This is a genomic window from Curtobacterium flaccumfaciens pv. betae, from assembly GCF_026241855.1.
Lineage (GTDB): Bacteria > Actinomycetota > Actinomycetes > Actinomycetales > Microbacteriaceae > Curtobacterium > Curtobacterium flaccumfaciens.
This window is the reverse complement of record NZ_JAPJDC010000001.1, coordinates 707,156-727,445: the sequence shown is the minus strand read 5'-3', so window position 1 is coordinate 727,445 and position 20,290 is coordinate 707,156. Positions and strand designations below refer to the sequence as shown.

18 protein-coding genes are annotated in these 20,290 nt (G+C 71.2%); 8 read left to right on the top strand and 10 right to left on the bottom strand.

The genetic code is table 11. The features are described 5' to 3' along the window. Positions 1-135 precede the first annotated feature (135 nt). The 4 genes from opgC to ORG17_RS03515 all read right to left on the bottom strand — a co-directional run bounded on the left by opgC (position 136) and on the right by ORG17_RS03515 (position 6,051). On the bottom strand, positions 136-2,625 hold the full coding sequence (opgC, locus tag ORG17_RS18255; protein ID WP_214526610.1) for an OpgC domain-containing protein: 2,490 nt from the start codon (positions 2,623-2,625) through the stop codon (positions 136-138). Further along, the gene (locus tag ORG17_RS03525; RefSeq protein ID WP_051596482.1) at positions 2,622-3,032 is read right to left on the bottom strand and encodes an ATP-binding protein; all 411 of its coding nucleotides are present in this window, start codon (positions 3,030-3,032) and stop codon (positions 2,622-2,624) included. Before ORG17_RS03525 ends, opgC begins: the two co-directional genes overlap by 4 nt. Then, positions 3,029-4,984 carry a glycosyltransferase gene (locus ORG17_RS03520; protein ID WP_301565390.1) on the bottom strand — a complete coding sequence of 652 codons (1,956 nt, stop codon included), beginning with the start codon at positions 4,982-4,984 and terminating at the stop codon, positions 3,029-3,031. The genes ORG17_RS03525 and ORG17_RS03520 overlap by 4 nt, the downstream gene beginning before the upstream one ends. A 308-nt stretch (positions 4,985-5,292) precedes the next feature. Continuing rightward, entirely contained in the window at positions 5,293-6,051 is a 759-nt protein-coding gene (locus ORG17_RS03515) for a TetR/AcrR family transcriptional regulator (protein WP_214526609.1), read from the bottom strand. Positions 6,052-6,173: 122 nt separating this feature from the next. On the opposite strand from ORG17_RS03515, the gene ORG17_RS03510 reads away from it, so the two are divergent. After that, positions 6,174-7,097 carry an NAD-dependent epimerase/dehydratase family protein gene (locus ORG17_RS03510; RefSeq protein ID WP_250892241.1) on the top strand — a complete coding sequence of 308 codons (924 nt, stop codon included), beginning with the start codon at positions 6,174-6,176 and terminating at the stop codon, positions 7,095-7,097. 141 nt (positions 7,098-7,238) lie between these two features. On the opposite strand, the gene ORG17_RS03505 is transcribed toward ORG17_RS03510, so the two are convergent. The 3 genes from ORG17_RS03505 to ORG17_RS03495 all read right to left on the bottom strand — a co-directional run bounded on the left by ORG17_RS03505 (position 7,239) and on the right by ORG17_RS03495 (position 11,262). Then, entirely contained in the window at positions 7,239-8,579 is a 1,341-nt protein-coding gene (locus ORG17_RS03505; protein ID WP_214526608.1) for a fibronectin type III domain-containing protein, read from the bottom strand. Positions 8,580-8,897: 318 nt separating this feature from the next. Further along, positions 8,898-10,706 (bottom strand): DEAD/DEAH box helicase, encoded by a 1,809-nt coding sequence (locus tag ORG17_RS03500; RefSeq protein WP_071245939.1) that lies wholly within the window; start codon positions 10,704-10,706, stop codon positions 8,898-8,900. Positions 10,707-10,797: 91 nt separating this feature from the next. Then, the gene (locus ORG17_RS03495) at positions 10,798-11,262 is read right to left on the bottom strand and encodes a MarR family winged helix-turn-helix transcriptional regulator (RefSeq protein ID WP_027464433.1); all 465 of its coding nucleotides are present in this window, start codon (positions 11,260-11,262) and stop codon (positions 10,798-10,800) included. A 96-nt stretch (positions 11,263-11,358) separates the two neighbouring features. Between ORG17_RS03495 and ORG17_RS03490 the strand changes: the two genes are divergently transcribed. Then, positions 11,359-13,578: an MDR family MFS transporter gene (locus ORG17_RS03490; protein WP_250892238.1), complete on the top strand. Its 2,220-nt coding sequence runs from the start codon at positions 11,359-11,361 to the stop codon at positions 13,576-13,578. A 76-nt stretch (positions 13,579-13,654) separates the two neighbouring features. Continuing rightward, positions 13,655-14,242: a TetR/AcrR family transcriptional regulator gene (locus tag ORG17_RS03485; RefSeq protein WP_214526607.1), complete on the top strand. Its 588-nt coding sequence runs from the start codon at positions 13,655-13,657 to the stop codon at positions 14,240-14,242. A 312-nt stretch (positions 14,243-14,554) separates the two neighbouring features. Here the strand turns inward: ORG17_RS03485 and ORG17_RS03480 are convergent, their stop codons facing one another. Further along, the gene (locus ORG17_RS03480) at positions 14,555-15,313 is read right to left on the bottom strand and encodes an SDR family NAD(P)-dependent oxidoreductase (RefSeq protein WP_027464432.1); all 759 of its coding nucleotides are present in this window, start codon (positions 15,311-15,313) and stop codon (positions 14,555-14,557) included. 69 nt (positions 15,314-15,382) lie between these two features. Here ORG17_RS03480 and ORG17_RS03475 point away from each other — a divergent pair, with 69 nt between their 5' ends. Together ORG17_RS03475 and ORG17_RS03470 are read left to right on the top strand one after the other, a co-directional pair. Further along, positions 15,383-15,961, top strand: coding sequence for a TetR family transcriptional regulator (locus tag ORG17_RS03475; protein WP_138802645.1), 579 nt, complete (start codon positions 15,383-15,385; stop codon positions 15,959-15,961). A 48-nt stretch (positions 15,962-16,009) separates the two neighbouring features. Then, positions 16,010-16,420 (top strand): VOC family protein, encoded by a 411-nt coding sequence (locus ORG17_RS03470; protein WP_214526606.1) that lies wholly within the window; start codon positions 16,010-16,012, stop codon positions 16,418-16,420. Positions 16,421-16,439: 19 nt separating this feature from the next. On the opposite strand, the gene ORG17_RS03465 is transcribed toward ORG17_RS03470, so the two are convergent. Beyond that, positions 16,440-16,709, bottom strand: coding sequence for a hypothetical protein (locus ORG17_RS03465; RefSeq protein ID WP_071245932.1), 270 nt, complete (start codon positions 16,707-16,709; stop codon positions 16,440-16,442). A gap of 94 nt (positions 16,710-16,803) precedes the next feature. Between ORG17_RS03465 and ORG17_RS03460 the strand changes: the two genes are divergently transcribed. The 3 genes from ORG17_RS03460 to ORG17_RS03450 all read left to right on the top strand — a co-directional run bounded on the left by ORG17_RS03460 (position 16,804) and on the right by ORG17_RS03450 (position 19,616). Then, positions 16,804-17,679 carry a DUF808 domain-containing protein gene (locus ORG17_RS03460; RefSeq protein ID WP_214526605.1) on the top strand — a complete coding sequence of 292 codons (876 nt, stop codon included), beginning with the start codon at positions 16,804-16,806 and terminating at the stop codon, positions 17,677-17,679. 43 nt (positions 17,680-17,722) lie between these two features. Beyond that, on the top strand, positions 17,723-18,157 hold the full coding sequence (locus ORG17_RS03455; protein WP_214526604.1) for a VOC family protein: 435 nt from the start codon (positions 17,723-17,725) through the stop codon (positions 18,155-18,157). Between the two features lie 61 nt (positions 18,158-18,218). Continuing rightward, a complete protein-coding gene (locus tag ORG17_RS03450; RefSeq protein ID WP_214526603.1) occupies positions 18,219-19,616 on the top strand; it encodes an FAD-binding oxidoreductase in 1,398 nt (465 codons plus the stop codon). Between the two features lie 124 nt (positions 19,617-19,740). Here the strand turns inward: ORG17_RS03450 and ORG17_RS03445 are convergent, their stop codons facing one another. Next, positions 19,741-20,136 (bottom strand): hypothetical protein, encoded by a 396-nt coding sequence (locus tag ORG17_RS03445; RefSeq protein ID WP_051596478.1) that lies wholly within the window; start codon positions 20,134-20,136, stop codon positions 19,741-19,743. Positions 20,137-20,290: the final 154 nt, after the last annotated feature.

The window sequence follows — 20,290 nt, the reverse complement described above, 5'->3', positions numbered from 1 at the left end:
GACCGCATGACGGACGGGAGGCCCGTGGCGACGCCGCCACGGGCCTCCCGTCCGTCTGCCCTCGCTTCGTGAGCAGGAATGGTCGGGTCCGCACGTCGGACCCGACCATTCCTGCTCACCATCCGCGCGCCGCGATCAGCGCGGGATGACGGAGAACAGGAACTTCTTGCGGACCATGTACCAGGCCAGCAGGATCAGCGCCGTGTGCACCACGAACCCGATCCAGAAGTTGCCCCACGGCACACCGGGGATCGACGCGATCGCCAGGGCGAAGAACACCTGCCAGACGAACACGTACAGGCTCGCCTGCCCGAGCGGGATCCAGAGCCAGCCGATGGCGGCGGCGATGGGCTTCCAGAACACCGTGAGGATCGCGTAGGACACGACCGCGAAGAACGCGATGTCCACCAGGCGGCCCCACTGCAGGTCCACCCGCTGGTACGCCGTGTTGTACAGGGACTCGTACATCGTCGCCGGGAACGGCACCGGGGTGAACCCGAAGTGGTCACCAGCCCACACGTAGACCAGGAACGCCGCGTACCCGCCGACGGCGACGCCGACCAGGACCTTCCCGAGACGCCCGGTGAGCGCACCGACGATCTGCCGCCGGTAGTACCCGAGCACGAGCCCGTGGGTGAACACCACCTGCCAGGTGAACAGGGGGAACACCGCCTCGAACTGCGAGTTCAGCGGACGGAAGTCTGGGTTGAGCGCCTGGAACACGTACAGCGCCCAGCTGGCGGCGAGGAGCGCCCACCAGAACCCGCGGCGGATCACCCAGATGAGCACCGGGATGAACAGGCTCAGCACCACGAACAGGCCCATGATGTTGAACGGCCACGGCCCCATCTCGAGGAGCAGGAACTGCCGGATCGCGTACCAGGGCGGCGGGTAGGCGAGCAGCTGCATCGCGTTCGGGTACAGGTCGTAGACCCGGCCCTCGGCATCGACACCGCCGGTGCCCGTGCCGCGGTCGGTGAACGTGGTGATGGCGTCGGTGTTCAGGAACGGGACGAAGCTCAGCGCGAAGACCACCAGGATCACCACGAGCGTGACGACGTACTGCTTGCGCGCGCGCTTCCACGCCCCGACGGCCGCCGCCCACTCGCCGAACTTCTTCACGGCGAACGGGTACGTCATGCCGAGGACCATGCCGGACAGGAACACGAACATCTCGGCCCCGGTGATCGCACCGACGGCGTGCAGCGTGAGGTACGAGTACGGCCCGCCGATCTCGATGTGGGTGATCACCACGGCGAGGATGATGAAGCCGCGGAACAGGTCGAGCCGAAGGTCACGGCCGGGCTTGCCGTCATCGGGGTAGCGCCAGCTCGGCAGGAGCCGGCCGAACACCCCGCTCAGCAGGAACACGATCGCCAGGCCGGCGGCCAGCCAGACGATCCACGCCATCTGCTCACCGCCGGTCTCGTACTCCTGGGAGATCGCGGCGTTGCCCTGCTGCACGGTCACGCGGTCGGTGACCGGACCGAAGGCGAAGTCCCCGGACCGCTCGAGGTCGGCGCGGAAGGACTCCGCGACGCCCGGGTCCGCGGTGAGTCGCCAGTCGGCCACGCGGTTGCCGGCCTCGGGTTCGCGTCGCTCGGCCTCGAGCACGGTCATGCCCCGGATCAGCGGACGCTCCTGCACCGCGGCGAGCACCTGCCGCCACCAGCTCCGCTTGACCTGGAGCTCGGCGTCGCCCTGCAGCTCGCGGTTGTACAGGGCACCGGTGTCGAGGAGCATCGGGCGGTCGTCGGCGGCCGCGAACCGGTCGTAGAACGTGCCCGACTGGGGTTGGTCGTACCCCCAGTCCTCGTCGAACCGCGACTCGACCTCACCGCTGCGGGTGAGCGGCACGGCGCGACCGGCGGCTTCGGTCGGGTCGCCCTTGCCGTACGAGAACATCGAGAGCCCGACCCAGTCGACCGCTTCCGCCCCCGGCCAGTACGGCCCGTACGGGTCGTCGGCGCCGGTGAGCTGTCCGTCGCCGTTCGTGTCCGCCTTGGCGACGTCGACCGGGGACAGGTTCCGCAGTCGCCCGGCGGACTCGCCGAACGGGTAGCCGGCACCGTACCCGGGCGACCACACCATGAGCGCGTCCGACGTGCCCGCGTGCACGGTCGTCCCGAGCGCCCGGAACGCCCGGACGAACTCCGTCGGCTGCTGGCCCCAGCGGACCCACGTGCCGTTCATCTGCGGTGCGAACCGGACGAGCACCTGGGTGTCGTACTGGTCGTGCAGGTCCTCGAACACGGTGTTGACGGCGCGGGTGTCCGCGGTGTCGAGCGACCGCAGTTCGCGGTCGGGTTCGAGGCTCACGACGAGCACCGCCCCCTGGGTCGCCGCCGCCCGCGCCGAGCGGAGGAGCTCCTGCTTCGCCGTGCGGTCGAGCGGGTAGTCGACGGAGACCCCGTACATCGACGGCGTCGCGCCGAGCCGGCCCTCGTACCCTTCGGGCGAGTCGCTGGCCCAGTCGAGGTCGGGGCCGAACCACGTCGACCCCTCGGCCGGCTGCACGGCGGCCGCCGGGTGCACGGACGCAGCCGACGCCGGCAGCGCACCACCGAGCAGGAGCGTGGCGATCGTGACGAGGAGGGCGACCGCGCGGGCCACCGGCTGCTTCACCGGTCGCACGCAAGCGTCCAGACGTTGTGGCCGGGCTCGTGCCGGTGCTCCAACCGGTCGAGCGCCGCGATGGCGAGGGCGAGACCGCGCCCGCTCTCCTGTTCGACGTCGGCCATGGTGACGGCACTCAGGTCGATGTCGACGGGCATCCCGTTGTCGGTCAGCACCGCGGTCAGGGCCCGGTCGGTGGCCTCGAGGTGCACGGAGTACCGGCGCCCGGTCCCCCGGTCGGCGCGGACGGTGTGCTCGACGATGTTCGCGGCGACCTCGGCCAGGGCGGTCTCGAGCGCGAAGCGGAGCCGCACGTCGTCGATGCCCAGGCCGTCCCACCACGCGGCGAAGCGGTCCTGCACCTCGTCGAGGGAGTCCGGCGTCGCGGCGACCTCGAACGTGGTCTCGGTGCTCACAGGGGTCCTCCGGCGGTGCTCGACTCGTGTTTGGACTGGGCTGGGGTGGCCGGGCCGCGGTACCGGACGGCCCGGATCACGATGCTGAAGATGAACAGGTCGAAGACGACCCACGCGGTGTTCACGAGCGGCGCGATCCCCTCGGCCTGGCCGGTCAGGTAGCGGATGCCGATCATGACCAGCGCGGCCACCAGGGCCCCCATCGCGTACAGCTGCGGCTTGACCAGGTCCCACCGCGGCTTCTGCTCGGTCTCGTCGCGCACCTTCGGGGTGACGCGGAACCCGAGCGGCTTGCCCCGGTAGACGTTCTGGAAGGCGCTGGTCACCGACTCGATCCAGACCGGGAAGAGCGCGAGCGAGTACTGCTGCCCGCGCCAGGTCGGTCTGCCTGCGGCCACCACCCAGAACAGCAGCTGGTTGAAGACCAGGAACGGGATGAGCCGGGCGAAGAAGTCGACGCTGTAGGCCTGCACCGGGATGACCCCGAACGACAGGCAGAGCACCGGGGCGGCGATGTAGACGATCGCGGCGAACCCGGACAGGTAGCTCCACATCGTCGAGAAGTACATGAGCCGCTGCCCCCACGACAGCCCCTTCTGCACCAGGGGGTTCTCGCGGAAGAACACCTGCATGGTGCCCTGCGCCCAGCGGAGTCGCTGCACGAGCATCGTCGGCAGGTCCTCGGGGGCCAGGCCCTTCGCCAGGATCTCGTCGTGGTACGCCGACTTCCAGCCGAGGCCGTGCAGGCGCATCGCGGTGGCCATGTCCTCGGTCACCGAGATCGTCGCCAGCGGCATGATCGGCTGCGCCTCGTCGTCACGGTTCACGTCGAGGGCACGGGCGAGCACCGCGATGGACTCGATGGCGGCGACCGGTGAGGCCTCGCGCCGGCCGAGCACGTCGAGGGCGGCGTCGTCGAGACCGGCGAAGGTGTTGGCGTCGGTGGACATCGCCGCGAGTTCCTGCAGGTCGTTCCGCACGGACTCGAGGTCGGCGGCGGCGAACCGGAACGCGATGGCGTCGATCCCCCGCTGGAACGCGTACGTCACGTCGCCGAGCGGCTCACCGGCGCGCACCTGCTCGCGCGCCTGGTCCACCACGGCCTCGGCGTCGTCGAGGGCGGCGAGCACGCGCGGGTCGGTCTCGGTCTCGCGGGAGCGGGCGAGGAGCTTGCGCGAGGTGGCGAGGGTGCGCTGCACGGACGCCTCGACCTCGGCAACGTACCGCGAGATGCCGAGCTGCATGAGCGCTTCGCGCCGCAGGATGGCGTTCGACCCGCAGAAGAACGCGGCGTTCCAGCCGTCCTTCGACTGCTGGATCGGACCGTAGAACAGCGGCGCCTGGCTGCCGAGGGGGTCGTCGTCCGGCACGTTCTCGAACCACTGCGGCGTCTGCACCAGCGCCATCCGCGGGTCCTTGAAGTACCCGAGGGTGCGGTCGAGGATCGCCGGGTCGGGCACCTGGTCGGCATCGAGGATGAGCAGGAACTCGCCCTGCGTCGCGAGCAGGGCGTTGTTGAGGTTGCCCGCCTTGGCGTGCCGGGGTCGGTCCACCCAGTCGGCGCCGCGCGTGATGACGCCGATGCCGAGCGCCTCGGCCGCCGCACGCATCTCGGGGCGGTTGCCGTCGTCGAGGATCCAGGTGGTGTGCGGGTGCGTGATCGCCTTCGCCGCCCGGGCGGTGCGCTCGACCAGGTCGATCGGCTCGTTGTAGGTCGTGATGAAGACGTCGACGGTGACGTCGGTGGACGGCTTCGCCGGTGGTTCGCCGCGCTCCCGGAGCCGCCAGGCCCCGAGGGCGAAGAGCAGCGAGTCGATGACGCTGTAGGTCTCGGCGAGGATCAGCGGCACCGCGATCCACCACGAGTGCCAGTTCACCGAGGCCGCCCAGCGCCACACGATGTAGTTGACACCGGCGAGGGAGGCCAGGAGCGCCACCGTCCGCACGGTCACCAGGCGTCGGCGGGCGGTGCCGGTGGTCAGGCGGCGGCGGTCCTGTCGGCTGACGTCGAGCGCGGTCACCGGGTCTCCCCGTCCGCGGCGTCGCCGGACGTGCTGCGTCGCAAGCGTTCCTCCTGATCCGCGCGCGGGCCCCGGCCGCGTCGCACGCCCGAGTGTGGTTCCGTCCGGCAGCTGACCCGGAGGGCACCGTGCCGGTCGTCCGCTCCGGTCATCGGGCACGACCTCGGCGTGACGACCTGTCTACCGCACGTGCGGGTGCTCTGTCAGGCAGCGCACCCGATCTGGGGACAGCACCCGCGTCAGAACGTGGCGGTGAACCCCAGGTCATCCGCCAGACGCACGATGACCTGGTCGAAGTAGGCGGCCGGGTCGGACACGGAACCGACGAAGTGCCCGAAGAGCTCGAACGAGATCGTCCCGAACACCGTCGTCCACGCCATCAGGGTGCGGACGAGGACCTCGTCGGGCAGGGTGATGCCGAACGAGCGCAGGGTGGCGACCCCGTCCGCGACGGCGGGACCGGCCACCCCGGGAGCCGCCGGAGGAGCGGTGGGTGATCCGGGCCTCCCGGCCGCCCCCGGCGTCGACGTGACGGACGAGCCCGACGCGCCAGGCGCACCGGACCCGACGGCGTCCGCGACCACCCGCACCAGCGCCAGCGTCGTCCGCGTCGCGGGCACGACGGTCTCCCGCGGCGCCGCGTAGCCGGGCACGGGCGAACCGAACAGCAGCGCGAAGTCCCCCGGGTGCGCGATGGACCAGTCCCGGATCGCCCGGCACATCGCCACCCAGCGCGCACCGGGGGCCGGTCCGGCCGCGGCACCGGCGGCCTCGACCGCGGCGCCGAGCTCGTCGTAGTCGGTGATGAGCAGGGCCGTCAGCAGGTCGTCGCGGCTCGGGAAGTACCGGTACACGGCCGACGAGACCATTCCGACGTCACGGGCGACGGCACGCAGGCTGAGTGCGGCAGGACCCTCACCGGTCAGGCGGGTGCGCGCCGCGGCCAGGATCTCCGCGGTGACCGTCTGCCGTGCCAGTGCTCGGGCGGTGGGTGCCATCCGACGATCCTGGCACGGGAGAGCAGCGCCCACAAAGGAGAGCAGTGCTCTTGCTTTCGCGTCGAAGAGCCGTCATGCTCGGTTCCGAGAGCGGTGCTCTCGCAACCAGGAAGCAGGAGACCATGACCCACCACCTCGTCGTCGGTGCCGGCCCCGTCGGCCGGCACGTCGCAGAACTGTTGACCATCCGGGGCGACCGCGTCACCGTCGTCTCCCGCTCCGGTCGCAGCACGGGCATCGCGGGGGTCGAGCACCTCGCGCTCGACGCCTCTGATGCCGATGCCCTCTCCCGCGCCGCCGAGGGAGCAGCCGTACTCCACAACTGCGCGAACCCCGGCGACTACACGCAGTGGGAGCGCACCTGGCCCCCGCTCGCCGCAGCACTGCTCACCGCGGCCGAACGCACCGGGGCGATCTACGCCATCACCGGGAACCTGTACCCGTACGGCCCGGTCGACGGGCCGATGCACGAGGGACTGCCGGACGCTGCCACCGACCACAAGGGGGTGCTCCGCGCCACCCTGTGGGCCGATGCCCTCGCCGCGCACGACGCCGGCCGTGTCCGGGTCGTCGAGGTCCGCGCCTCGGACTACCTCGGCCCCGGGATCGGCGCGAACGGGCACGTCACACGCGTGCTGCCGGCGGCGCTGCGGGGACGGACGGTGTCGATGGTCGGTCGCACGGACCTACCGCACACCTTCACCGACGTGTTCGACGTCGCCCGGACCCTCGTCGCCGCTGCCGAGGACCAGGGCGCACACGGTCGCACGTGGATGGTGCCGAGCAACGCCCCGCGGACGCAGCGCCGGGCCCTCACCGACGTCCTCGCGGCGGCGGGGAAGCCCGCGGTGCCGGTGCACCGGATGCCCGCGGCCCTGTTCCGCGTCGGCGGGCTCGTGTCGCCGATGATGCGCGAGCTGGCCGACCTGACCTACCAGTGGACCGCGCCGTACGTGGTCGACGACCGCGAGAGCCGGGCACGCTTCGGCATCGAACCGACCCCGTGGGACGAGGTCTGCCGCCGCACGGCCGCCGGCGCTGCCTGAACCACAGCCGCCGACATCGCCGCCGCCCGCCGCCGCCGGCCGGCGCGGCCTGAACCACCGCCACCGCCACCCGCCGCCGCACGCGGAAGGGGGACAGGACGCGCCGTTGCGCCCTGTCCCCCTTCCGCCTCGCACCGCCGGTCAGATCACCAGCAGCCTCGAGTACTGCGCCGCGTCGAGCTGCTGGGCAGCTCCACCCGCGGCGGGGACCTTCCACAGCCCGACCGAGGGGCCGCTGTCGATGGACACGAACACGTCCCCGTCGACGGAGGCGGCACCCAGGTGCTCGCCACGCGACCCGGCGGTCAGCCCGGTCACCGGCACGGTGGACGTGCCACCGCTGCCGACCACGAGCTTGTCCGGGATGCCGCGGTCGATCTTGCAACCGGTCGGGCTGGTCGGGTACTCCGCCGGGGCGGGGCAGAACTCCGCCGACTGCAGGAGCGAGAAGCCGTCCGCGTTCGCGGCAGCGTACTCGAACGCGTTCCGCGGTTCGATCTTCGTCAGTTCGGTCGCCCCGGGCTTGAGCTGGTACCAGGTCCACGCCCCGGCGGCACCGGGCGAGCGGATGTCGACGTAGACGTTGCCCTGCGAGTCCGCGAGCACGCCGGCGGGGTAGCCGACGGTCGAGCCGCCCGGCCCGGTGAACGTGCGGGGGGCGATGCCGGTGCCCTTGACGTACGGCCGGCTGACCGTTCCGCCGAGCACGACGACCTTGCCGTCCGGGGTGACCGTCCAGAAACGCTCATCGCTCCCGACGGCCTTGCCACCCAGGTCCAGCACGACCTTCGGGGTCGAGGTGCCTGCGGACAGCTTCTGCACCGCGCCGGTCACCGAGTCCACCCAGTACAGGTTGCCCTCGGCGTCGGAGCGCAGGTCCGGGGTCAGGTGCAGGCCGGACGCGATGATCGAGATCCCGCTGCCGTCGGCCGGGTCCCGCAGGATCTCGGTGCCGTCCGCCGACGGGGTGAACACGTCACCGTCGGCGTTCGCGGCGAAGCCTTCGCCGTGCGTCGCGACGACGGTCTTCGCACCGCTGCCGGAGTCCGCGAACCGCACGACGGCACCGTTGCCGTCGAGGGCGAACAGCGACTGTGTCGTCTCCGGCTCGGGCACCGACGGTGACGTCCAGCGCAGCGTGACCGTGCGACCGGTCCCCCGGTGGCCGAGGGCACGCACCGAGAAGCGGTAGGTGGTCGCGGGCGAGAGCTCGTCGAAGCGGTCGGAGCGGGCGCGCGGGAGGAGTCGGTGGACCTGGTGGTCGTGCCGGTTCGCGACGGCGTCGACGTCGACCTTCCAGCCGGTCACCTTGGCGCCACGGTCCGGGCCGCGCCACGTCAGCGTGGCACTGTCCGCGTCGCCGGTGACGCGGACAGCGGTCGGTGCTCCGGGCACCGACGGAGAGGTGTGCGCCGTCGCCGGCACCGCACCTCCGAAGACGAGCGCCGCGGCGGCGACCGCGGTGATGAGTGCTCGGTACACGATGGTTCCCCTGCCTTCTCCGCGGCTCCCTGCGTCACGGCTCCGGTCATCACAGCACCGTGCGGACTCCAGGGGAACGCCTGCGGGCGGGATCTGCGGTTCCCCGCACCGCAAGATGCGAAGGGCCCTACCGGCAGACGCCGTCGTGTTCCCGAGACACCGCCGAATCAGACGGCGTCTCGCCGACTCGGCGGCGTGGAACCGACACGACGGCGTCTCGCGGGCCCGGGACCCGCACCGACGACGGACGGGAGGCCCGGTGCCAGCTGGCACCGGGCCTCCCGTCAGAAGGGGGTCGCGTCTCGGACGCGGCGCGTCTCAGTAGCGCGGCTTGCGCTCCGGACGGTCGTCGCGGTCGTCGCGGCGGCCACCACCACGGCGGTCCGCACGGATCTCGATGAGCTTGCCGCTGATCCGGGTGTCGGTCAGGCGGTCGAGCACACCGGGGTCCATGTCGGCCGGCAGCTCGACGATCGAGAAGTCCGGACGGATCTGGATCGCACCGAAGTCGTCGCGACGCAGGCCGCCTTCGTTGGCCAGGGCACCGACGATCTGGCGCGGCTCGACGCGGTGACGACGGCCGACCTCGATGCGGTACGGGGACATCGGCTGCGAACGGCGCGGGCCACGGTCGCCGCGGTCACCACGGTCGCGGTCGCCACCACGGTCGCCACGGTCGTTGCGGCCGCCACGGTCATCGCGGGCACCGCGCTCGTCGCGCTCGCTGCGGCGGGCGTCGCGCTCCATCTGGCTGCGGAGGGCGTCGTCGGCCGCGGTGAGGAGCAGCGGCGAGTCGCCCTGCGCCACGACGGCCAGGGCGGCGGCGACGTCGTCCGAGGGGACGTCGTGGTGCTCGACGTAGTGCGCGATGACGTCGCGGAAGGCGGCGATCCGGCCCTGGTCCTCGAGCGCCGCGGTGATGGCGTCGTCGAAGCGGGTCAGGCGCGTCTCGTTGACGTCGTCGATGGTCGGCAGCTGCATCTGCGTGAGCGGCTGCTTGGTGTGGCGCTCGATCGCGGACAGCAGGCGACGCTCACGCGGGGTGACGAAGCTGATCGAGTCGCCCGAGCGGCCAGCGCGACCGGTCCGGCCGATGCGGTGCACGTAGGACTCGATGTCGACCGGGATGTCGAAGTTCACGACGTGCGTGATGCGGTCGACGTCGAGGCCACGGGCGGCGACGTCGGTGGCGACCAGGATGTCGAGCTTGCCCGACTTCAGCTGGTTGACCGTGCGCTCGCGCTGGGCCTGGGCGACGTCACCGCTGATCGCGGCGGCGGCGTACCCGCGGGCGCGGAGCTTCTCGGCCAGGGTCTCGGTCTCGCTCTTGGTGCGGACGAAGATGATCATGCCCTCGAAGTCCTCGACCTCGAGGATGCGGGTGAGCGCGTCGACCTTCTGCGGGTACGAGACCATCAGGTAGCGCTGCGTGATGTTCGCGGCGGTCTTCGTCTTGGTCTTGACGGTGATCTCGGCCGGGTCGGTCAGGTACTGCTGCGAGATGCGGCGGATCTGCGCGGGCATGGTCGCTGAGAAGAGCGCGACCTGCTTGTCGTCGGGGGTGTCGGCGAGGATCGTCTCGACGTCCTCGGCGAAGCCCATCTTGAGCATCTCGTCGGCCTCGTCGAGCACCAGGTACTTCAGCTCGGACAGGTCGAGCGTGCCCTTCGCCAGGTGGTCCATGATGCGACCGGGGGTGCCGACGATCACGTCGACGCCGCGGCGCAGGGCGGAGAGCTGCACGCCGTAGGCCTGGCCGCCGTAGACGGGCAGGACGTGGACGTTCTTCATGTGGGACGCGAACTGCTCGAACGCCTCGCACACCTGCAGGGCGAGCTCGCGCGTCGGGGACAGCACGAGCGCCTGCGGCTTCTTGCTGCCGGACTCCATGCGGGACAGGATCGGCAGCGCGAAGGCCGCGGTCTTGCCGGTACCGGTCTGCGCCAGGCCGACGACGTCGCGCCCGGCGAGGAGCGTGGGGATGGTGGCTTCCTGGATGGCGGAAGGGGTCTCGTAACCGATGTCCTTGACGGCCTTGAGCACAGCGTCGCTCAGGCCGAGATCGGCGAACGTCACCACGGGCCCGTCGTCGAGGGTCTCAGTGGTGGGGGTGGTGTCCGTGCTCATACCACCAACGGTATCTCGAATGCGCGCTCCGCAGGGACGGGAGGCCCGTGGCGACGCCGCCACGGGCCTCCCGTCCGTCCTGTTGGTCGCGTCAGGAGCGCGCGGTGCCGATCCCCAGGACCGCGTCCGCCCGGTCGTTCAGTCGCGTCAGCATCTCGGCGAGCGAGCGCAGCTCGTCGGAGGCGAACTCCTCCGTCAGGTCGTCGAACACCTCGGCGCCGGCGGCGTCCAGCTCATCGAGCAGTCGTCGGCCGGCGGGGGCGAGCGTGACGAGCGTGGCACGGCCGTCCGCGGGGTCCGGCGACCCGATCAGGTGCTCGGCCTCGATCAGCGAGGCGACCCGGCGGCTGATCACCGGGCGCGACAGCCCCGTCGCGTCGGCGATCGCGGTCGCCCGGACCGGCCCGTGCCCGGCGACGGCTCGCAGGATCACGCGGGCCGTCGGGTCGAGGCCGCCACGGGACTCGATGAGCGAGGAGCGCAGGGTCTGCCGGACCCACAGCCGGTCGAGCTGGGATCGCAGGAGTCGCTCGGCGGCACGCCGGTCGTCGGTCACGGGCTCAGCGTAGCGGGCACATTTAGTTGCTTGCCGGAAGCAACAGATGTATCGTTGCGCGGTCTGCAAAGTTTCACAGCCAGAAAAAGGAGTTCGATGACCGCCACCGCACCCGTCCCGGTGCAGCACGGTCGGCACACCGCCGAGGCCCCCGCGGCCTCCGGAGGCGCCGGCCAGCAGCCGCTGATGACCCACCGTCAGATCCTCCTGGTGATCTACGGCCTGATGGCGGGCATGTTCCTGTCCTCGCTCGGCCAGACGGTGTTCGGCACGGCGATCCGCACGATCGGCGACGACCTGCACGGGCTCGACCAGCAGGCCTGGGTGACGACCGCGTACCTCATCACCTCGACGATCGCGACGCCGATCTACGGCAAGCTCTCCGACATCTTCGGCCGCCGTCCGCTGTACATCTTCGGCATCGTCGTCTTCATCCTCGGCGCCGTCCTGTCGTCGATGTCGACCTCGATGCTCATGCTCGCCGCCTTCCGCGCGGTGCAGGGCATCGGTGCCGGTGCGCTGATGTCGCTCCCGCTCGCGATCATGGGCGACATCCTCGCCCCGCGTGAGCGTGCCAAGTACCAGGGGTACTTCCTCGCCGTGTTCGGCATCTCGTCCGTCATCGGCCCGCTCATCGGCGGTCTGCTCGCCGGTTCCTCCGAGATCCTGTGGATCACGGGCTGGCGCTGGGTGCTCCTGATCAACGTGCCGATCGGTGTCGCGGCGCTCCTCATGGTCATCGTGTTCCTGCACCTGCCGAAGGTGCACGGCGCCGGCGACGCGAAGCCGAAGGTCGACTGGTGGGGCGCGACCGCCGTCATCGTCACCCTCGTGCCGCTCCTGCTCGTCGCCGAACAGGGCCGCATCTGGGGCTGGGGCTCCCCCGCCGCCATCGCCTGCTACGTCGTCGGTGTCGTCGGCCTGATCGGCCTGCTGCTCATCGAGTCGAAGATGGGGGACGCGGCGATCATCCCGCTCAAGCTGTTCCGCTCGGGCACGTTCTCGATGGCGACCGTCATCGGATTCCTGGTCGGCTTCGCGATGTTCGGTGCGATGCTGACCATCCCGCTCTACCTGCAGATCGTCGTCGGACTGACCCCGACCGAGTCCGGCTTCGCGACGCTGCCGCTCGTCGGTGGTCTGATGATCGCCTCGATCACCTCGGGGCAGATCGTCGCCCGCGTCGGCCGGTACCGGATCTTCCCGGTCATCGGCACCGCGCTCGTCTCCGCCGGCTACGTCGTCCTGACGTTCATGTCGATCGACAAGCCGCTCTGGTTCCTGATGATCGGCATGTTCCTCATCGGTCTCGGTCTCGGCTCGGTCATGCAGTCGCTGACCCTGGCGTCGCAGGGCTCCGTCGAGGCCCGTGACATGGGCGTCGCCACGTCGTCCGCCACGTTCTTCCGCCAGATCGGTGGCACGCTCGGCACCGCCGTGCTGCTGTCCATCCTGTTCTCGGTGATGCCGGCGAACATCCTGACCGCGACCGCGAACCAGAAGGACCTCGGTCCGGCGCTCGACGCCGCGCTCAACCCGACCGTCGCCAGCGCGAAGGCGAACCAGGGCGCCATGGACAAGATCTGGACGCCCGTCGTCACCCCGCTGACGAAGACCGTGCAGTCGCAGCTCGACGCCGCCTCGGCGAAGGCGAAGCAGGCCGCCGACGCCGCGGTCACCGAGCAGGTCACCGCGGCGGTGCAGCAGCAGGTCACCGCCGGTGCCGTGCCCGCCGCAGCAGCGCAGACCGTCATCGACCAGCAGGTCGCCGCGGCCACGCCGGCCGCCGAACAGTCGGCACTCGAGCAGGTCGCCGAACAGGCGCACGCCAGCGTGCAGGACGGCACCGTGTCCGTCGACTGGGCGGACGCCGACCAGCGCTCCTACTGGGTCGACGAGCTCACCCCGGAGCTGGCGAAGAAGATCGACGACGGCAACACCACGAGCGACAGCGCCACCAGCACGAACGACACCTCGTTCCTGACCGGTGCCGACAGCCGCCTGACCCGGCCGTTCATGGCGGGCTTCAACGCCTCGTCCGTGACGATCTACTGGGTCGGTCTCGGCGTCATCCTGCTCGCGTTCGTGCTGACCTGGTTCTTCCGGGTGCCGCCGCTGCGGCAGCGGTCCGCCCTGCAGGAGCAGGCCGACATGTCCGCCGAGGCACAGCTCGAGGCCGAGGCGGGCGCCGCCGCAGCCGAGGCCGGCTCGTTCACCGGCCCGATGACCGGGTCCGTGCCGACCGGGTCCGTGCCGACCGGTTCGGGTTCGACCGGCTCGGGTTCGACCGGATCCACGCCGACGCACCGTCGGTGACCGACCGGGGCGTCCGTCCGTGCCCCCTTTCCGGGCGGGCGCCCCTCCCACACACACCAACCCAGCAGGAGTCCACGTGATCACCACCCCGGCAGCGGCTGCGGCAACGGAGCCGTGCACGCTGCGTGAACGGAAGAAGCAGCAGACCCGGCAGGCACTGCACGACGCAGCGCTCACGCTCGTGTCCGCGCACGGACTCGACGGCGTCACGGTCGAGCAGATCTGCGCCGACGCCGACGTCTCCCCCCGCACCTTCTTCAACTACTTCTCGTCGAAGGCGCACGCGGCGCTCGGGCTCGACTCCGTCGAGGTCCCGGAGCGCTCAGCGGCCTGGTTCGCCGAGGCCGACGGTGCCCTGGTCGACGACCTGTGCGCCCTGGTCGCGGCCACCGTCCCGCTCTCGCAGGACCGCCGTCGCATGAAGGAGCTGCTCGTGCTGCGGCCGGAGATGTCCTCGATGGTGATGCAGTGGATGGCCGAGTCGCGCCAGTCCCTGCTCAGCGTCGTCGGCACCCGCACGGACGCGCAGACCGCCCGCACCGCGGTGACCCTGGTGATGTCGGCGCTCAGCGAGGTGGCGCACCGCGAGACCGTGCGGAGCAACGACGAGCTCGCCGACCGGCTCCGTGCCGTCGTGCGCGAGATGGCGTCGCTCGTCTCCTGAGCCGCCGGCCGTCGGCTTGCCGTGTCGAGTCGGGCGTACCGGGTCGAATCGGGCGTACCGGGTAGGAACTTCCTGCCCGGTACGCCCGATTCCGCTTTCCAGCGCACGTGCTCTGGGAAGGAACCGCGCGTCGTCGACGTGGCCGGAGGCGGACGGGAGGCCCGTGGCGGTGTCGCCACGGGCCTCCCGTCCGTCAGGTGGCCGGGTGGCGAACACGCCGTCGTGTCTGCCCGACGCCGCGAAGTCGTCGAGACGCCCCCGTTTCCGGAGGCGTCTCGACGTGACGACGGCGTCTCGTGCCGCAGCAACGGGTCAGACGACGGACCAGCCACCGTCGCTCGGCAGCACCGCGCCGTTGACGTTCGCCGAGTCGTCGCTCAGCAGCCAGGTGATGGCGGCGGCGAGCTGCTCGGGCTGGGCGACCGGCGGGATGGTGGTCTGCATGATCGGACCGACCCGGCGGGCCGCGTACTCGCTGCGCATCGGCGCCTCGATGTTCGTGGCGACCGCACCCGGCGCCACGGCGTTCGCCCGGATGCCCTGCGGCCCGTGGAAGAAGGCGACGCTCTTGGTGTACCCGGCGATGGCGTGCTTCGACGAGGTGTAGGCAGCGCCGGCGGCCGAGGCCTTCAACGCGGCCTCGGACGCGACGTTCACGACCGATCCCTTGCCGGCGGCGATCATCAGCGGCAGCACGGCGCGGGTCAGGCGCATCGGGCCCGTGACGTTGACGCTGAAGACACGCTCCCAGGTGGCGTCGTCGACCTCGTCCGGCGGCAGGAACGCGTCCATGATGCCGGCGACGTTGGCGAGCCCGTCCACCCGGTCGCCGGCGGCGGCGATGAGTGCGTCGATGGTCTCGCTCGCGGCGACGTCACCGACGACGGTCTCCACGGCGAAGCCCTCGAGCTCCGTGCGGAGTGCGTCGAGCCGCTCGGCCACGACGTCGGTCGCGATGACGCGCCCACCCTCGTTCGCGATGCGCGTCGCCGTGGCGCGTCCGATGCCGGAACCCGCTCCGGTGACGATGATGGTCCTGCCGGTGAACCGTCCGGCGGTGGTGTCGGTCATGTGGTCTCCTCGATGCGGGGCGCTCGCTGCGCCACACCCGGTTATAGCACTCAGTGCCGAAAGGTCTCCATGCGCTCGACGAACGACCGTCCGACGGGGCGCCCGCGCACCATCGACCCCGACGCCGTGTCCCTCGTCGCACTCCGGCTGTTCGACGACCAGGGCTTCGACGCGGTGTCGATGGACGACGTCGCCGCGGCGGCCGGGGTCAGTCGCCGATCGCTCTTCCGGCTGTTCCCGAACAAGGCGGCGCTGGTGTGGGGCGGTCTCGACGAGTTCGCCGCACGGTTCCGCGAAGCCCTGCGGTCACGGCCGGCCGACGAGCCCTCGGCGGTGGCACTCCGGGCGGCCTACCGGATCGGTGCGACGTTCCCGGACGACGCGGTCGAGGTCACCCGGCACCGACTCCGGGTCATCCGCGCGAACCCGTCGCTCGAGCACGTCGGCGCCGCCACGGTCACGGCCCTGACCGACGAGATCCTGCGGTACGTGGCCGAGCGGGACGGGGTCACCGCCGACGACCTCGCCGTCGCCGTGCGCGCCCACACGCTGGCCGCCGCCGCGAGCGCCGCACTCACCTGGTGGGCACTGCACGGCGACGGACGACCGGAGGACGTCCTGGAGCGCGCACTCGCGCTGCTCGACTGACGAGCCCCGGGGTTCCCCCACGCCGCACGCCGGAGTACCTTGCCGGGCATGCACACGACCGGACCCGCCCCGTACTTCCAGTTCGCCGGCACCGCCAGGCAGGCCCTCGAGCACTGGCAGCGGGTGTTCGGTGGCGACGTGCAGATCGCGACCTACGCGGACTTCTCCCGCACGGACGGTCCGGCCGACGCCGTCGCGCACGGCCAGCTCACCGGCGAGCTGCAGCTGTTCGCCGCGGACGCGAGCGAGGGCGACACCCCGTTCTCGACGACGGGGCTGCTCTTCTCACTGCTCGGCGCCGCGGAACCGGACGTCCTGCGTCGGTGGTTCGACCAGCTCGCCGAGGGCGGCACGGTCGTCGACCCGCTGCAGCAGCGCCCGTGGGGCGACTGGGACGGCACCGTCCGTGACGCGTACGGGGTCACCTGGCTGATCGGGTTCGAGGACTCCGCGCGCTGAGTCCCGCGCGCTGCAGCGCCTACTGCTGGTCGGACGGCAGCAGCGGTGCCCAGAAGGCGTCGGGACCGTCGGCCTGCACGGCGTCGCGCTCGAACCGGAACCCGTAGTCGCGGACGAAGTCGAGGGCCGCGGCCTGCTCGTCCTCGGCGTCGTCGTGGTCCGCGTCGAACAGGTACACCCCGTGCCCCATCGCGACACCGGCGTCGCTGATGACGGAGAGGTCCCAGCGCCCCTGCTCGGAACGCTCGATCCGGACGACGGCGGCCTGGGATGCGGTGAAGTCAGCCATGCCGCGAGCCTACGGACGCCCCGCGGCTGGCGTTCAGGATGCTCCGCGGCCACTACGCTGTGCACGGTCACAGGTCAGACGAGTGGAGAACGAATTGTCAGTCGGATTGCTCGCCGTGGTGGACGACATCCTCTCCGCAGCCCTCAAGGCCAGCGCGAAGACCGCCGGGGTCGTGATCGACGACGCCGCCGTCACACCCCAGTACGTGCAGGGTCTCGAGCCCGCTCGTGAACTCCCGGTCGTCGGGCGCATCGCCCTCGGCAGCCTGTTCAACAAGTTCATCATCATCATCCCGCTGGCGTTGCTGCTCACGGCCTTCGCACCCGGCGTCCTGCCGTGGCTGCTGCTGCTCGGCGGCACGTACCTGTGCTTCGAGGGCGCCGAGAAGGTCACCGAGTGGTTCGGTGTCCGCCACGAGGGCGGGTCCGACGAGGCCGTCACCGAACCGAAGCTCGTCTTCGGCGCCATCCGCACCGACCTCATCCTGAGCACCGAGATCATGCTCATCGCGCTGGCGGGCCTCGACCCCGACCTGGGGCTCTGGCCGACGCTCGGCGCCCTGATCGTGATCGGTCTGGTCATGACCGCCGTCGTCTACGGCGCCGTGGCACTGCTCGTGAAGGTCGATGACATCGGCCTGCAGATGATGAAGAACTCCGTCCGCCGCACCCGCCGGATCGGTGCCCGCATCGTGCGTGCGATGCCGATGGTCTTCCGGGTCATCAGCGTCATCGGCACGGTCGCGATGCTGTGGGTCGGTGGACACCTGGTCATCGCGAACCTCGCCGAGACCTTCTGGCACGGGCCGTACGACCTGCTGCACGTGATCGAGCACGCGCTCGAGGCCGCAGGCCCCGTCGTCGTCTGGATCGCCGACACGGCCGTGTCGGCCGTGGTCGGCCTCGCGCTGGGCATGGTCGTCGTCGGCATCGTGCTGGGCATCGGCCGCCTGCGCGGCAAGCAGCACTGACGCGGCTGCGGCGAGGCTCGGCACCCGCGCGTACCGTGACCGCATGGCAACGGTGCGACAGGTCCAGGTGACGTTCGACTGCGCCGAGCCGGAGCGTGTCGCCCGGTTCTGGTGCGAGGTCCTCGGGTACGTGGTGCCACCGCCCCCACCGGGGTTCGCCGACTGGGACGCGTTCGACCGGTCGCTGCCGCCGGAGCACCAGGGATCGGCCTTCGCGTGCGTCGACCCGACCGGTGCCGGGCCCCGCTTGTTCTTCCAGCGCGTCCCCGAGGGCAAGACGGTGAAGAACCGCGTGCACCTGGACGTCCGGGTCGGCACCGGGATGACCGGTGCCGAACGGCTCGCGGCCCTCGACGCCGAGAGCGCCCGACTGGTCGGGCTCGGCGCCACCCAGGTCCGTCGGATGACGGCGGACCAGGTGAACGAGTCGTGCATCGTCATGCGGGACGTCGAGGGCAACGAGTTCTGCCTGGACTGACCGGCGTATCGTCGATGCTTCCGAACCGCACCGCCGCGCCCCGGAAGGACCCCCACCCCGCATGACCGTCACCGCCGCATCCGCCACCGCAGCCGACGCCACCGCCCTCGAACACCTGCTGGGGTCCGACCAGGTGCTCCGCGACCCGGAGTCGCTCGAGCGCTACCGCCACGACGACGCCGAGTGGGCCGACTCCACGGCACCGCTCGCCGTGGTCCTGGCACGCAGCACCGACGACGTCGTCAGCGCCGTCCGCTGGGCAGCCGCCGCCGGGCTCCGGGTCGTCCCCCGCGGTGCCGGCACCGGCCTGTCCGGCGGCGCCAACGCGATGGCCGACTCGATCGTCGTGTCGCTCGAGCGGATGAACCGGGTGCTCGAGGTGAACACCGACGAGCGCTACGCGGTCACCGAACCCGGCGTCATCAACGACGCACTCCGCACCGCGGTCGCCGAGCACGGCCTCTGGTACCCGCCGGACCCCGCGAGCTCGGCGATCTCGACGATCGGCGGCAACGTCGCGACGAACGCCGGCGGCATCTGCTGCGTCAAGTACGGGGTCACCCGCGACTACGTGCTCGGCATGACCGTCGTGCTGGCCGACGGGTCGGTCGTGGAGCTCGGCCGCCGGACGGCGAAGGGCGTCGCCGGGTACGACCTCACCGGGCTGCTGGTCGGTTCCGAGGGCACGCTCGGCATCGTCGTGTCGGTCACCGTGAAGCTGCTCCCCCTGGCCGGCCGTGACGAACGGGCAGTGATCGGGTACTTCCCCTCGCTGACCGCCGCGGGCGACGCCGTGGCCGCGATCTCGCGCGCGGGGATCGTCCCCGCGGCACTCGAGATCGTCGACCGCACCTGCCTGCGGGCTGTCGACGACTGGATGCACCTCGGGCTGCCGGCGGACGTCGACACCCTGCTGCTCGCACGGGTCGACGAGCGCGGTGCGGCCGGTGACGAGATCGCCGACCACGTCGCGGACGTGTTCGCCGAGGCCGGTGGGACGGACGTCGAGCGGGCCACCGACCCGGGGGACATCGACCGGCTGTTCCAGGCCCGCCGACTCGCCTACCCGGCACTCGAACGGCTCGGCCCGGTGCTGACCGAGGACATCTGCGTGCCGCGGAGCGCGGTGCCCGAGATGCTCCGGCGGATCCAGGTGACCGCGGACGCACAGGACGTCACGATCGCCAACATCGCGCACGCCGGCGACGGCAACCTGCACCCGCTGATCATCGCGCCCGAGGGCGACGATGCAGCGAAGGCCCGCGCGAAGACCGCGTTCGACCAGATCGTGGCGGACTGCCTGGCGCTCGGCGGGACCGTGACCGGTGAGCACGGCGTCGGGCTGCTGAAGCTGCCGGGCCTGCGGGTCGAGCTCGGCGACCGCGTGCTCGCGATGCACCGCTCCGTCAAGGACGCGCTCGACCCGGCGGGGACCCTGAACCCGGGCAAGGCGTTCTGACCCGGCCAGACGACGGACGGGAGGCCCGGTGCCAGCTGGCACCGGGCCTCCCGCCCGTCAGGTGGTCGCGTTCAGCGACCGGTGTGCGTCACGCAGGAGCGCATCCGCACGCACGCATACATGCTCAGTGGCGACGGAAATACCCGTTCGCGCCACCGACGTACATCAGGATCGTCGCGATGAGCACCGCGACGCCACCGATCCAGCCGAAGGCGTTGCCACCCGAGGCCGCGCCGACGCCGACACCGATGAGCTGCAGGACCGCGAGGACCGTCAGCACGATGCGGGCCCAGTTGCGGCCGTCGCGCATCTTGAAGACGATGATGAGCTCGATCACGGCCAGGATGAACGCGAAGATCGCGCCGCCGACGAGCGGGGCGGTGCCGACGTCCTGTGCGGCGGAGGAGCTGCCACCCGAGACCAGACCGATGATGCCCTGCAGGATGTTCGCCAGGACCACCACCAGCCAGATGACGAACGACACGGTGACGGAGGTGGGACGACTGGACGTCGATGCCATGGGGAATGCCTTTCTCGATGGACCACGTTCAGCGGCCTCTCAGAGAACGTACTTGCGGGCGTGACCGCTGTCCGGATGAGCCCGAAGGTCACAGAGCGGTAACGACGGCAGATCCGTCCAAACCCTTCGCCGCAGGGTGCCGAATCACCTGCAA

Coding starts and splice junctions, on each gene's coding strand:
- ORG17_RS03465 (WP_071245932.1), bottom strand. CDS start 16,709: ATGGCTGACTTCACCGCATCCCAGGCCGCCGTCGTCCGGATCGAGCGT.
- ORG17_RS03515 (WP_214526609.1), bottom strand. CDS start 6,051: ATGGCACCCACCGCCCGAGCACTGGCACGGCAGACGGTCACCGCGGAG.
- ORG17_RS03445 (WP_051596478.1), bottom strand. CDS start 20,136: ATGGCATCGACGTCCAGTCGTCCCACCTCCGTCACCGTGTCGTTCGTC.
- ORG17_RS03500 (WP_071245939.1), bottom strand. CDS start 10,706: ATGAGCACGGACACCACCCCCACCACTGAGACCCTCGACGACGGGCCC.
- ORG17_RS03450 (WP_214526603.1), top strand. CDS start 18,219: ATGACCGTCACCGCCGCATCCGCCACCGCAGCCGACGCCACCGCCCTC.
- ORG17_RS03490 (WP_250892238.1), top strand. CDS start 11,359: ATGACCGCCACCGCACCCGTCCCGGTGCAGCACGGTCGGCACACCGCC.
- ORG17_RS03480 (WP_027464432.1), bottom strand. CDS start 15,313: ATGACCGACACCACCGCCGGACGGTTCACCGGCAGGACCATCATCGTC.
- ORG17_RS03510 (WP_250892241.1), top strand. CDS start 6,174: ATGACCCACCACCTCGTCGTCGGTGCCGGCCCCGTCGGCCGGCACGTC.
- ORG17_RS03470 (WP_214526606.1), top strand. CDS start 16,010: ATGCACACGACCGGACCCGCCCCGTACTTCCAGTTCGCCGGCACCGCC.
- ORG17_RS03455 (WP_214526604.1), top strand. CDS start 17,723: ATGGCAACGGTGCGACAGGTCCAGGTGACGTTCGACTGCGCCGAGCCG.
- ORG17_RS03475 (WP_138802645.1), top strand. CDS start 15,383: ATGCGCTCGACGAACGACCGTCCGACGGGGCGCCCGCGCACCATCGAC.